Origin of the sequence: Algoriphagus resistens (assembly GCF_001442615.1) — a bacterium.
GTDB classification, from domain to species: Bacteria; Bacteroidota; Bacteroidia; order Cytophagales; family Cyclobacteriaceae; genus Algoriphagus; species Algoriphagus resistens.
Genome location: NZ_LMXN01000003.1, coordinates 257,639 through 271,536 on the forward strand (window position 1 = coordinate 257,639; position 13,898 = coordinate 271,536).

Here is a 13,898-nt window from a genome sequence, read left to right on the forward strand (position 1 = left end):
TTAAATTACTAAAATTTAGTAATGCAGCAATAAAAAGCGTACTGAAATTTTTGCAGTCCACTTTTTAAGCCATATAACTTTTAATTCAAGGCTTGTATAAGGGGGGTTACCACGTTCTTCCTCCTCTTGGAGGACCACCTCTCCACGGCATCTGGCCACCCTCATTCTCTGGTTGTTTGAAATTGCCTAAGATATAGGTGAAGGTAAGTAAGCCATAGCGTGTTAGGACATTGGTATAAACATCCGATACGGATACATCAGAGATGGTACGGGTGATGCTATTGTTCTGATTGAGCAAATCGAAAATTACAACTTTCAGTTCGGCCTTGTTGTTTTTAGTAAATCTGTAACCAGCTTCCATGTTCCAAAGCCATACGGACTGATCAAATCCTTCCGAAAGTCCGCGATACAAGCTGTTGTTGACAGTATTACCTATGAAAAGTTTTCCACCGTTTGGAGAATAATAGAGCCGAAGATTGGACTCTTGGATGTAGTAGTTATTTTCTAGGTTTTCCTGCAAGCTGGAATTCACGATTGTGTACGTTCCAGTTGTACTGATGGTAAAGTCAAAATCCTTGCTGATGTTAGAAGTAAAGGTGATTCCCTGTCCAAGATTAATATTGTCATTGATATTTTTCTCGCCATTTATGAGGCCAGGAGTCCTGTTGAATCCTACCCGTGTGTTTAAGTTGATATTGGTTTTAATTCCTTTTAATGGAGCCCCGTAATTCATAAACATGTTCCCTCTAAAGTTCCCATCCAGATTGACCGGCTGTGAAATCTGCCCTCCTGGACGCAGCAAAATTTCATTATTGATGAGCGTATCCTGTGAGGCAATATATGTACTGGTCCCGATCGCATTTTTGGTCGTTGAGATGTTGGCAAACACGAAGAAGGTGCGGTTTTTCTCCATGTTGAACTTACCAATATTTGCAAAAATGCTATTTTCAAAGCTTTGGGCCAAGCTCGGGTTACCTACGCTTAGATTGAGCGGATTTTGGTTGTTTACCACATTTTGAAGCTGGCTGACAGAAGGTTCGTCTGTGTCAGTTCTATATCTCAGTCGGAAGTTCATACCAGATTCCCTATTTCTATAGCTGATGCTAGCGCTTGGTAGGATATTGTTGAAGTCCCGTACGAAAACACCTTCTGTAGGAAAAAAAGCTTCATTATCCAGTTTAGCATATTGATAGTCCAAATTGGCACTCAAATTCCACCCTTGACTATTGTAAGCATAGCCAGTTCTTAATCTTTGAGTGATGAATTTATTGTTAAATTCATTACTCAAAGCCGTGTCTAAAACAGGGATATTTTCATCATTGAGCACTCTGGTCTTCTGATCGGAATCAGTTTTGTTATTGCCGACCTGATAGCCGACGGTCACAATGGATTTTTCACCAATAGGCTCAGTCAACGTTGCATTTACTCTGTAGTTAAAGCCTTTGGAGACTAGGTTCGTTTCTTGCAGCGTTGTGTCTAATTGGTTTTTTTGATAATCCACACTGGCTCCAGAAAGCTCGGAATCTTCTTCGCTATTACTCCAGGATGTATTGATATCTGTGGAGAAAGTCCTCCCTTTTTTATCAAACTTATACCGATAAGTCACGTTGTTTCCGATACTATAAGAATTTGATTGCGCTTCTGTAATAGAACGGAGTGCGGAAAGCGAATCCATATCATTTGCCAAAGTCAATGCATCTCTGTCACTAAATGTATTACCTGATCGGAAAGAGATATTTGGCGTAATAATCAAGGAATTTTTGTCATTCAGATCAGCTTCGATCCGTGCATTCGCCCGGTGATTGAAGTTTTCCACAGAATTGATCAGATTTTCTTGATAATTCTGTGTGGTGCTTTCATTGATTACTGTTTGGCGGTTGGTGATTTGCCTTAACGTGTTCTGTGTATTATTGAAAAAGTAACTTCCCGTAAAATTGACCTTAGAACCCCATTTGTCGCTGTAGTTGAGTCCCATTGCATTGGTCGTAATAGAACCAATGTCATTTCCTCCATAGAAATTCCTGTTTCCGCCACCAAAACCTCCACGGCCTCTACCACCACCTGATGCATTTGCATTAACCCCGGCAAGATCATCACTGGAGAAGTTCTGTTGGTTTATATTGTTGAACAGCCCTAGGATAGAAACCCGTCTGTCTCCGCTAAATAAGTTTACACTTCCTCCGGCATTGTACCTGTCATCCGTTCCATAACCAGCGTATGCCCTGCCAAACTGACCATTTTTCCTGTCTTCTCTCAAAATGATATTAATTGTCTTCGTGTAAGTTCCATCATCAAAGCCCGTCAATCGGCTTTGATCCGACTTCTGATCCAATACTTCTACACGATCAATTGCATCAGCAGGAAGATTTCGCAAGGCGATGTTAGGATCAGAACCAAAGAATTCGCGTCCATCTACCAAGACTTTTTGCACTGCTTCACCCTGTGCCTGAACTTCGCCGTTTTGGATAGTAACACCAGGAAGCTTTCCAATTAGATCTTCGGCCATTCCATTTTCCCTGGTCTTAAAAGCATTGGCATTGAATGAAGTAGTATCACCTCTCATTTCACCTAGTTGGTTTTGGCCTTCTATGACGACCTCTCCGAGTACCTGGGCATCTTCCTCTAGTGTCAATACTCCGAGCTCAACAGGCTCTCTGCCAGTATGGGTTTTGGATATCGTTTCATATCCTATGAATTTGACTTCAATTTTTACAGAAGGAATTCTAGGCCTCGCAATTTCAAACCGACCCTTGGCATCGGTCACTGTGCCGGCTAAAAGTGAGTCGGTGACAGTCTTTATGAGTATGTTTGCTCCCACCATTGGGCTCTTGGTGCTCCCATCCATCACTGTACCCGTGAATTTACGTTCTGGTCGGTCTTGCCCCGTAGGCCGTTGTCCAAAGGCTGATACGCCGATTAATAAGCTAAAAATCAGGAAAATAAAAGAGTAGTTTTTCTTCATGCCGATGTAAATTTCTACTACTTTGACCACAAGACAGGATCAAAGGTTTACTCGGCATCTGGGGAAAAAACAAGAGTGGATGTTTAGGCGGATAAAAGGTATAAAAACCATTTAAAAATCAGATAAACTAAATTTTGTCCATTAGCTCAGCATAGGAAATGCCAAAATGGCTATTGTCATAGACTGCCTGGCCGTTTTTCACCAACAATACCTGCGGGGATTCATGAGGAACACGGAACTCTCTGGCTACCAAATCCGATAAATCCCGGTGTGTTATCAGATCCAAATAGTAAGGGGTTATTTTATCTTCGTCCTCGGTTTTCCACTTTCTGCTCAAGCGATCCAAAGACATACTACTGATGGAACATCGGGTACTATGCTTGAATATTAGTACAGGTTTATCTGCACTGAGTGTCTTGATTTCTTGTATTTGGATCGCTTCAGTGAGTTTATTCCAATTCATTTCCTTGATTTTATATTTTTGGGGCAATAGTTGTAGCTGTATTATCAGCCATCGAAAACCAAACTTAACTTATGAAAATACAGTTCCTTAGGCGATTTATAAATTTTCCAACATCTATTGTTTTTATAGGTCTTGTTTTCTTTTCCTGCAAAAGTATTAATCCATCAGTCAATTCCGGCTCCACTCCACCGCCTCCCGCCATTGCTGGTGTGAATATGCCCTTAACCATCCCCAAAGAAACTTTAAGCAAGTTATTAAACGGGCAAACCCCTCAGGTTTTACTTCAGGAAAAGGGCTTGGATATGGGCAGTGGTATTACAGGTGATTTACAACTGAAAAGGAACGGCAAAATCACGTGGTCAGCGTTAGATAGCCAACGAATTCAGCTTACCGTCCCGATTAATGTTATGGGGGAAATAGGCTTAAAGCCAAAAGGCTTAGGAAGTTTATTTCAGTCCAAATTACCTCTCAATGAGAATTTTTCACCTGTTTTTGTGATTAATCCAGTGATTAATGCCAACTGGGGTATTGAATCGGAAAGCTTCGAATTACTGGATTTAGGCGGAAATCTAACTGTTGAAGTTTTGGGTATGCAAGTGGATCTCACTGGCATATTGAGCAAGGAATTAAGAAAATGGGGAGGCGAAAATCTAGCTGGAGGAAAGGAGCTAGCAAGTTTAAAAACAGTGACAGACCTTGCCTGGGCCCAAGTAGGTAAACCTTTTTCTATTGAATGGATAGGAGGAAAAACTGCTTTTTCCATTCAACCTCAGCAAATAAAACTCCGAGAGTTTTTTGATGGGAATGAGAATTATAATCTCTGGCTCGGAATGGAAGGAAAAGTGAATTCCCATCCAGCTAATGCTGCTCCATCCCGCGCTTTTCCACTTCCAGGACTCAGCCCGAATGAAAATCCAGAGAATGAATTTGAGATGCTTATACCCTTGACAGTAACTTATGCTACACTCGATGAACTCCTCAAAGAGAATCTGGAAGGGAAGGAATTTAGGGTGGATAAGAAAACGACCATGACTCCAAGTCGCATTAAAACTCAAGCTTTTGGCGACCTATTGGCAATTAACCTAGATTTCACCGCCAAACAGAATAACGGAAAAAAACTGAATGGAACATTGTTTATCGTCGGCAAACCAGAATATGATGCGACTTCCCAAAATCTGATTTTTGAGGATGTGAATTTCAGAATGGAAAGTGGAAACTTCGGTGCACAGGCGGGAGTTGGTCTGAAAAAACGTAAAATTATCCGTCGGGTAGAACGCAAAGCTATTTTTCCAATCGGCGACGTACTAGAAGAGAGCTTTGGAAGTATCACTAATCGCCTGGGATTAAGTACTCCGATTGTGGATTTGAAAGTCGCTAACCTTACAATTGAACCTTCAGGATTTTATCCAATGGCAAAAGAATTAGTTATCCATATGAAGGCTAGTGGGAAAGTGGATGCAGTCTGGAAATGAGAAAGGCTATCGAAATGATAGCCCTTCAGATTTGTTGGTTTAGTTTATTTCATTTTTTTTAAAGCGTTCAGTGCCTCTGATTTGATTTCATCATTCAGGAATGATTTAGAAATCCTGTCAATTTTGGATTTGAAAGTATTGCCCATCTTCATTGCCGATGCTGATCTCAACGCAAACTTGACCACGGAAGGATCGTTATCATCCAGGGACTTATTCAAGATGGATTCGGCTGTTTTTGCATTTCGCTTTTGTGCGCCGAAAGCTGCAGCAATTCTAATCGGAGCGCTGCCTTTTTCTGCAGCCATTTCCAGAATATTGTCTCCTGCTTCATCATCTATATAACCTACCAAGTAGGCTGCTTTAATTGATAAATTTTCGTCACCTCCCTGAACCAATTCCGCCAAGAAAGGAAGAGCTGCTGAGCCAAATTTCTTTGCGCCGGCCGGATAGTCCAGCTCATCTTGTCTGAGAAAGGCAAGGAGCTCCTGTGCATCATAATCCTGCACTGCTGTATTACCGTTTGACTTTGCCATGATTTTTTTCAGTTTAGAGTGGGGTTGTTAAAGTTGAATTACGCATTGTGGTGGATTCACCAGAAGTTAGGTCTGGGGGAGGGTTTGTAATGTTGAAGGTTCCGTTTCCGGTCATCAGACGGTTATTATTATTTACATGATGAATTCCCAATACGTGACCAAATTCGTGGCCGAGCGTCCATCGGCTTGCCGAGCGTACCACTACACAGCCCGGTCTTCCAGAAGGATGAGCTGCACATCCATTATAGCCTGGTACCGTACTTCGTACATAATACACAACCACGTCATTCGCTCCTACGAAATTCCTATGGCCAAACAGACTCACTTGCTCAGCAGAAACTGACCCCATGGTACAGCCTCCCACATCCACATCCTTGAGGGTAGGTAAATTAAGGTTTTCTGTAGATGCGCAATCTACTCTCACTCCAGCCACAGCATATACTTCCTGCATCGCCGCAAACTGTTCGTTGATAGTAAAAGAGGTTGGTGTTTCTAAAATTTTCACATGCACCCGTACGCGCTCTTTCAAAACCCTCACACCAGCAGTCGGTGACCAATAGATGCTACCCTTCTGAAAGTGAGAAATTCGGCCTGCTCCACCAAAAACTACCAACTCATCTGATGTAGGATATCCCAACGTACTCTTTTCCCATCCCATAGAAGCCCAATGAGAACGGATAGCACCATGAACTTCATGTGCTCCGGTACTCGGTGTCCAGTAGATACTGCCTCCTTGGAAATGATTATATCGACCTACTCCGTCCGGACAGGTGCTTTCATTGGTCAGAGGATAGCGGAGAAAACTTTTTTCCCAACCCATGCTGGAATACTTTGCTCGTATTGCTCCGTGTACTTCCCAAGCTCCCGAAGACGGGCTCCAATAGATGCTCCCTCCCTGGAAATGATTATACCTGCCAATTCCGTCCGGACAGGTAGATTCATCTGTCAATGGATAGCCCAAGAAGCTTTTTTCCCAACCTAAGGATTGCCATCTGGCCCGAATAAGCCCGTGGACTTCATGCGCCCCAATAGATGGGTGATAATAAATCGAGCCATTTACATAATGCTGATATCTGCCTATTCCATCCGGACAGGTATTAATCGGAGTAATGTTTGTTCCGAGCCAACCGCTAGCTCCTCCCAAAGCCCAATACTTGACTGTAATGGGATGAGCCCGCAAAATTTGCAGCTCTTTGAGAAGCTCCACATTGATATCTTTTTTCAAAGTTACCTTTGGGTCAATTGTGAGTTTTGCCATTGAATTAAAAGTTTAAAGTGAAAATAAAAGTATCACTCAAATTTACCCTTAACTTCCTGTAAAAAAGGGTTTTATGAATTTTGCTTTGGCGGAATTCAATTATTGATAAATTTTTTCTGGCAAGAACTATTAGCGAATGAGTTGGGCATAGGTCTTTATCCCTTTTGCCTCTGCAATTTTCACTAATTTCAGAAAAAGTAAAGCTGTAAGATGCGCATCCCCCGCAGCAGTATGACGATCGTCGAGCGGGATCTTAAAACGCTCGCACAAGGCATCCAGACTATAATTTTTCACCTGAATATGGCTAAGGTTTGTTTGTGGCCCATGGTCTAGTCGGATCGCCAAATTCATGGTGTCGATGATCGGGTTTTTGAATTGGGTCAACCCATAGTCTTTTGTGCTTTGTAATAGCATGTCCAAGTCAAAGCCCAGATGGTGCCCAACCAGAATAGCATTGGAGATGTATTCCAGCACCTGCTTTATAAAAAGCGACTTAGGGAGCTGATTCTTTCTCTCCACAAGGCCATGGATCAAAGGCGATTGTTTAAGACTTTGATTGGATTCCGGATACCATTCTACTGCGGAACGGACTAGAATTCTCTCATTGGAAATTTTCACTGCACCAAATGACACTATGGAATCATTATTCGTATCAAGTCCGGTGGTCTCAGTATCAAGTACTACAAAATCCAACTGATTTAGCGCCCGGATAGCAGGGATATGCAATTCGTTTCTTGCCAGATATTCTTTAGCAAAATCAGGAAGCATTCTTTTTGATTGCGAAAATGGCCACCAGGTCATTGTCCGAAATGGTCTAGCTGAAAACGTACCTTCACAATATCCTGAAGCTCATCGATAGGCACAAACGTGTTTTTAAGCAATTGCCTCTGAAGTTTCCCAAGAGATTCGGGATCGATAAATCTTCCATCATTCCCGGTTTTCATCCCTTCTATCGCCCTTATTCTAATGAGGATCTCAAATGCTTTTGCTGCTTCGCTGAATAGTTCTTTGTAATTGGGTTCCAGTTCAGCCAAGCGTTCAAATCGCTTAAACGTATTGTTGATACCGATAATGGCATGGCTTAAGGTAAGCAATCGTGCCAGATCAACCAAGGGCCGGATAGCTCTGGCTTTGATGTCAAACTGATCTCTGTGCTCTCCGGATTTTTCCACCACAAAATTCCTGAAAAATCCCAAAGGAGGAGGTGTAGCAAGAGTATTTTGCGCCAGGAAATTTAGAAAAACAGGCTTTTTCTTCAGTGAATCATAGATAAACAAACTCAACTCTTCCGATAGGCTTTTGCTTCCGCTGATTGCCCGAAAATCAAAAAAGATTGAGGCAGAGATCAAAGCTTCCGGGGTAGGAGTCAAAATCCAACTGGCAAAATATTTTTCCCATTGAGCTACGGGCTGTACCCATTTGGGATTGCTGGCCATGATCTCTCCTGGACATGGTGCAAATCCGCACGCAATGAGGATCTCGACCACTGCAGTTCCCAGTTTCAAAAAGTATTCAGCTGCTTTTATCCTAAGTCCCTCCGCGACATTTTCATAAATCAGAGCATTGTCCTGATCCGTTCTGAGTAGTTGTTCTTCACGTCCCTCACTTCCCAAAGTCAAAAAACAGTATCGTACAGACTGCATTTCTGGATATAGTCCGGCCAGAGATTTTTCAGAAATTTTAATTGCCTGCTGAATAATCACATCATTGATTTCGGTCATGATGGAAGCCACGAAATCCATGGCCACCTCATTTTCCAGATAATATGCCAGCATCTTGCTTGCCCGCTCCCTGATAGCCCTGATTTCTTTTACTTCCTGAGTATTCAACAAGCCATGAATGAGCACTGCCGGACTATTGCCCATGGAAACAAGAACATCATGATCTGAGATTATTCCACAGACATTCGATTGATCTGAGCCATCCTCGGTGAGTATCAGGTGATGAAGCCGGTTTTTGATCATCGTAAGGTAAAGATCTGAAAAACCAGCGTCCTTCTTGCGCGTGATCACGGGAGAAGTCATGACTTCCGATACGGTGGTGGACAGAGGAAGCGCTTTTGCCAGGATTTTAGAGCGTAGGTCTTTGTCAGTGATTATGCCAGTAGGCCTAAAACTATCATCCACGATTACTATGCTACTAACGTCCGCATCCACCATTAGCTGGGCAGCTTCCTGAACTGTATTGGAAGAGTCACAGGTGAGAACTTTATCAGAAATTTTCACCTCAGACTGATCCGAGAAAATAAGCAAAGAGTTCTCTCTTGATTCATTTTTTAGTGCTCCCCGGGCTTTCTGTCCTTGGGATAAATCCTGTCGAACGACTACCTGTCCAGAGGCAAACCCAGCAGCGAAGTAAAGTGCCACGCGGTTATTAGTAGCTAGTATTTCTTCAAAAACCTGGACTGGAATAGCATAAATAAGACTATTCTGACTGATTCGCGCATTTAAGACGTAAGCTCTTTTACCCAAAAGAGCCAATACACCAAATACATCTCCTTCGTCTAAATATTCTTTTACTTCCTCTCCGGATGCCTTGCTTTCTGTAAGATGTATTTCACCCTCCTTTAAGATAAAAAAATGGGCCTGGGGGGCGTCGCCTTGTTTGAAAAGAGTTTCCCCTTTTTCTAAAAATTGGATTTCTACAGCGCTTGAAATTTCTTCTAATTCCTCCTTCCCTAAAAAAGAGAAGGGAGGAAATCGCCTGAGAAACTCAGCTACTCTGTTGACTATTACATTGGCCATTTGCGATGGAGAGTCAGATTATCAATGACATACGGGGTGATTACTTCTATAAATACTGACAATATGGCTAATTTTCAGTAAAGGCTAGACTTTTGAAGCGGCGAAACAAAGCTTAAGGATTATGAGGTTCACAACTCGAATTCTGCGCTATTTCAGACGCCTCATTTGGGCTCTGATAGTAGCCTTTATGGTCGGAATCCACAACTCTTACAAACAAGAAATGGACTCCCCCGATTCTATACTCTCTTCAATTCAACTAGTTGAGGAAGCAGAGGATTCCTCACCAAAAGATTAATAGCTAAAGAGTCAAGACCTTGATTCAAAGATCTTGACTCTTCTTTTCTATAGTTACTTTTTCCCTTCAATAATCTTCGTCACCACATCCGGATCTAAAAGAGTGCTGGTGTCCCCCATATTATCGAGAGATCCCTCTGCTACTTTACGAAGAATTCTACGCATGATCTTACCAGACCGGGTCTTCGGTAGACCAGGTACAAGCTGGATTTTATCAGGCTTTGCAATTGGGCCAATGATTTTGGAAACCATTTCTTTGATCTCATTGATCAGGTTATCTTCTGTACGGTTAGTCAAATCGGCGATCACGTAAGCATAAATACCCTGTCCCTTCACTTCATGTGGATAGCCCACTACAGCCGACTCGATGACTTTTGGGTGTTCATTGATCGCGTTTTCCACTTCTGCAGTACCCATTCTATGCCCAGAGACATTGATCACATCATCCACCCGGCCGAGGATCCTATAATAACCATCATGGTCGCGCTTTACTCCATCACCGGTGAAATACATTCCCTTGTAAGTGGAAAAATAGGTCTGCTTACATCGCTCATGATCTCCATAGGTAGTCCTGATCATTCCAGGCCAAGGAAACTTGATGCACAGATTCCCCTCCACTGAATTTCCTGTAAGCTCATTTCCTTCAGGATCCACGATGCAGAGCTGCACTCCTGGAAGCGGCAAGGTTGCGTAGGCAGGTTTGGTAGGAGTGATGCCCGCAATTGGAGAAACCATGATTCCTCCGGTTTCTGTCTGCCACCAGGTATCGACGATAGGGCATTTGTTCTTTCCGATGTGCGTGTGGTACCAATGCCAGGCTTCTTCATTAATCGGTTCACCTACCGACCCCAATACTTTTAGAGAACTCAGGTCATAGTTAGTTATAGGATCAGTACCATAAGCCTGCAATGCCCGGATAGCAGTGGGCGCAGTATAGAATACATTTACTTTATGTTTTTCCACAACAGCCCAAAATCTCCCTGCATCAGGAAAAGTAGGGACACCCTCAAACATCAGTGTGGTAGCTCCGGCAAGCAATGGTCCATACACTATATAGGAATGCCCGGTAATCCATCCTACATCGGCTGTGCACCAATAAACATCTCCTTCCGAATACTGGAAAACATTATCAAAGGAGTACTGCGAATATACCATGTACCCTCCCGTAGTATGAACTACACCCTTTGGCTTTCCGGTAGAACCGGAGGTGTAAAGAATAAACAGCATATCCTCACTATCCATTTCTTCAGCTACGCATTGCTCAGATTCCCTTGCTATCACCTCATGCCACCAGAAATCCCGCCCCTCTTTCATTGTCACTTCCTGCTTGGTGCGTTCATAGACGATTACTGTTTCCACTGTGCTTTTCTCCAATGCTTCATCCACTACAGCTTTCACTGCTATTTTTTTATTCCCCCGGAAATTTCCGTCCGAAGTCAAAATTGCCTTGGCTCCACAATCAACGACTCTATCGGCCAATGCAGAGCTGGAAAAGCCAGCAAAAACTACAGAGTGAATTGCACCGATTCTAGCACAGGCAAGCATGGCAATAGCAGCCTCAGGCACCATCGGCATGTAGATGATTACCTTGTCGCCTTTGCCTATACCCTTACTTTTGAGTGCGTTCGCAAAACGATTCACTTCATAAAAAAGAGCTCGATAGGTTAGTGTTCTTCCTTCTTCATTGGGGTCATTTGCCTCCCAGATAATAGCCGGACGATCACCGATGGTAAACAGGTGACGTTCAAAAATATTTTCTGTGATATTGAGTTTACCATCTAAAAACCACTTTACATCCGCCTCTTCAAAGTTCCATTTCAATACCTTTGACCAGCGTTTTCTCCAGTGGAATGAATCCGCAATTCTAGCCCAGAATTCTTCTGGTTGCGTTACACTTTTTTGGTATTCATAGAGGTACCCACTGAGGGTATGTATTCTATCACTCATGGTAATCTTGGTTTATTATTTTCAAATTCTCGGTAAAATATGCTCTAATTTAATGATCCTGTGCCTTACCTGCACCACGGGGAATTCTTATTTCCTGTACCATATCCTGCACGGCTTGGGGCGGAGCTGGGGTAAATTTGGAAATTGTCACGCATACGATGAAATTAAGAATCATTCCTATGGATCCTATTCCCTCCGGAGACACACCAAACCACCAATATTCTGCATTATTGGTTTCTGGGCTAATAAATTTAAAGTAAATGATATAGCCAATAGTAAAAACCAAGCCGGTAATCATTCCGGATATGGCCCCTTCTTTATTGATACGGGAAGAGAAAATCCCCATGATAATGACAGGGAAGAAGGAGGCCGCAGCCAAGCCAAAAGCAAAAGCAACCACTTGGGCAACGAAACCCGGAGGGTTCACCCCGAAATAGCCTGCCAAAAGTACTGCTCCGGCAGCTGCAATTCGTGCTATCCTCAGCTCTCTTTTCTCCGAAATTTCAGGTTTAAATGTTTTGAAAAGGTCTCTGGAAACCGAAGTGGAGATCACCAGCAACAGACCGGCCGCTGTCGATAAAGCGGCAGCCATTGCTCCGGCAGCCACTAAGCCCACCACCCAATTTGGAAGTTGGGCGATTTCTGGACTTGCCAGCACCATGATATCTCTGTCAATAGTGAGTTCATTTGCTACAGGATCAGCTACGTACTGCACTTTCCCGTCACCGTTTTTATCCTCCACACTGATCAGATTGGTTTTCTGCCAAGTGCTTATCCATTCCGGCAGCCCGGAAATATTCTTCTCAGAAGTACTATCTATTGCATTGTACATCCCAAAAGCAGCAATAGCAGGAGCGGTGGTGTAAAGAATAGCGATAAATACCAACGCATATCCGGCGGAAAGCCGGGCATCTTTCACTCTTGGAACCGTGAAAAAACGAACGATCACATGCGGTAACCCAGCCGTACCCACCATCAAAGCCAAGGTGATCATAAAGATGTCAGTGATGCTTTTTCTTCCTGAAGTGTAAGCAGCAAAGCCCAGCTCGGCGAGTACCCCATCCAGTTTATCCAGAAGTGGCGTTCCGTCAGCTACTTCACCTCCCAATCCAAGCTGGGGAATAGGATTGCCTGTCAACTGCATGGAAATGAAAATCGCAGGCACCATATAGGCAAAAATCAACACGCAGTATTGGGCTACTTGTGTGTAAGTAATTCCTTTCATGCCACCGAGTACCGCGTAGAAGAATACAATACACATTCCTATCACCACACCCCATTCTATGGGTACTTCCAAGTATCTGGAAAATACAATTCCAACACCTCGCATTTGCCCCGCCACGTAAGTAAAGGAGATAAATAAAGCACAGATCACAGCTACAACTTTAGCGGTATTGGAGTAATATCGGTCGCCCACAAAATCCGGAACAGTGAATTTGCCGAATTTGCGAAGGTAAGGGGCAAGTAAAAGAGCCAACAACACATAGCCTCCTGTCCAACCCATGAGATAAACAGAGCCATCGTATCCCGCAAAGGAAATAATTCCTGCCATCGAGATAAAGGAGGCAGCCGACATCCAGTCCGCAGCAGTCGCCATGCCATTGGCCAAGGGAGAGACTCCGCCACCGGCTACATAAAATTCCTGAGTAGATCCGGCACGGGACCAGATAGCTATTCCAATATAAAGTGCAAATGAAATCCCTACTAGAATGTAGGTCCAGGTTAAAATTTCCATAGTTTTTTAGTTTAAAAAATTATTCCTCATCTACATCAAATTCCCTGTCTAGCCGGTTCATTCTGGCCACATAGACAAAAATCAGGATCACGAAAGCGAAAATGGATCCCTGCTGTGCAAACCAGAAACCTAGTTTATATCCACCAAGCCTAATTTCATTGAGTTGATCTACGAAAAGAATTCCGCAACCGAAAGAGACGGCAAACCAAACTAGTAACAGGATAAAAAGGGTTTGGAGGTTTTTCCTCCAGTAAGCTTTCATTTTTTCATTTTGGGAAGGCATTGGTCAGGGTTTAGGATTAGAACATAATTATCCCTTGAAACTAGTGAATACCAGCTTAGGAATGCAAGATATATTGGAACAATTAGGCGAAATTTTAATGCTCCAAGGGTTTTTCACACAATTTTATTTTTTTGATCGGACCTATTTTTAGATTCATGCCATTTAGCCCGAATGACAAGTCTTCAAGGCTGTATATTGCTACATCTT

At 43.0% G+C, this 13,898-nt stretch carries 10 protein-coding genes; 1 reads left to right on the forward strand and 9 read right to left on the reverse strand.

What is annotated here, in order from left to right; genetic code table 11:
* Positions 1 to 106: 106 nt before the first annotated feature.
* Positions 107 to 2,962, reverse strand: a complete 2,856-nt coding sequence (locus AS141_RS07385; RefSeq protein WP_057937236.1) for a TonB-dependent receptor — start codon at positions 2,960 to 2,962, stop codon at positions 107 to 109.
* 127 nt (positions 2,963 to 3,089) lie between these two features.
* Positions 3,090 to 3,425, reverse strand: coding sequence for a bacillithiol system redox-active protein YtxJ (ytxJ, locus tag AS141_RS07390; RefSeq protein WP_057937237.1), 336 nt, complete (start codon positions 3,423 to 3,425; stop codon positions 3,090 to 3,092).
* A gap of 71 nt (positions 3,426 to 3,496) precedes the next feature.
* Here ytxJ and AS141_RS07395 point away from each other — a divergent pair, with 71 nt between their 5' ends.
* Complete coding sequence (locus AS141_RS07395) at positions 3,497 to 4,897, forward strand: DUF4403 family protein (protein WP_082632217.1); 1,401 nt, start codon at positions 3,497 to 3,499, stop codon at positions 4,895 to 4,897.
* A gap of 44 nt (positions 4,898 to 4,941) precedes the next feature.
* Here AS141_RS07395 and AS141_RS07400 read toward each other — a convergent pair whose 3' ends face one another.
* From AS141_RS07400 to AS141_RS07430, 7 genes are all read right to left on the reverse strand, one after another.
* Positions 4,942 to 5,430, reverse strand: coding sequence for a HEAT repeat domain-containing protein (locus tag AS141_RS07400; protein ID WP_057937005.1), 489 nt, complete (start codon positions 5,428 to 5,430; stop codon positions 4,942 to 4,944).
* 13 nt (positions 5,431 to 5,443) lie between these two features.
* Complete coding sequence (locus AS141_RS07405; RefSeq protein ID WP_057937006.1) at positions 5,444 to 6,688, reverse strand: LGFP repeat-containing protein; 1,245 nt, start codon at positions 6,686 to 6,688, stop codon at positions 5,444 to 5,446.
* A gap of 129 nt (positions 6,689 to 6,817) precedes the next feature.
* Positions 6,818 to 7,489 (reverse strand): 3'-5' exonuclease, encoded by a 672-nt coding sequence (locus AS141_RS07410; RefSeq protein ID WP_057937007.1) that lies wholly within the window; start codon positions 7,487 to 7,489, stop codon positions 6,818 to 6,820.
* Entirely contained in the window at positions 7,486 to 9,432 is a 1,947-nt protein-coding gene (locus AS141_RS07415) for a DUF294 nucleotidyltransferase-like domain-containing protein (RefSeq protein ID WP_057937008.1), read from the reverse strand. Before AS141_RS07415 ends, AS141_RS07410 begins: the two co-directional genes overlap by 4 nt.
* 348 nt (positions 9,433 to 9,780) lie before the next feature.
* Entirely contained in the window at positions 9,781 to 11,673 is a 1,893-nt protein-coding gene (gene acs / locus AS141_RS07420; RefSeq protein ID WP_057937009.1) for an acetate--CoA ligase, read from the reverse strand.
* 49 nt (positions 11,674 to 11,722) lie between these two features.
* A complete protein-coding gene (locus tag AS141_RS07425) occupies positions 11,723 to 13,408 on the reverse strand; it encodes a sodium:solute symporter family protein (RefSeq protein ID WP_057937010.1) in 1,686 nt (561 codons plus the stop codon).
* Positions 13,409 to 13,427: 19 nt separating this feature from the next.
* Positions 13,428 to 13,691 (reverse strand): DUF4212 domain-containing protein, encoded by a 264-nt coding sequence (locus AS141_RS07430; RefSeq protein ID WP_057937011.1) that lies wholly within the window; start codon positions 13,689 to 13,691, stop codon positions 13,428 to 13,430.
* Positions 13,692 to 13,898: the final 207 nt, after the last annotated feature.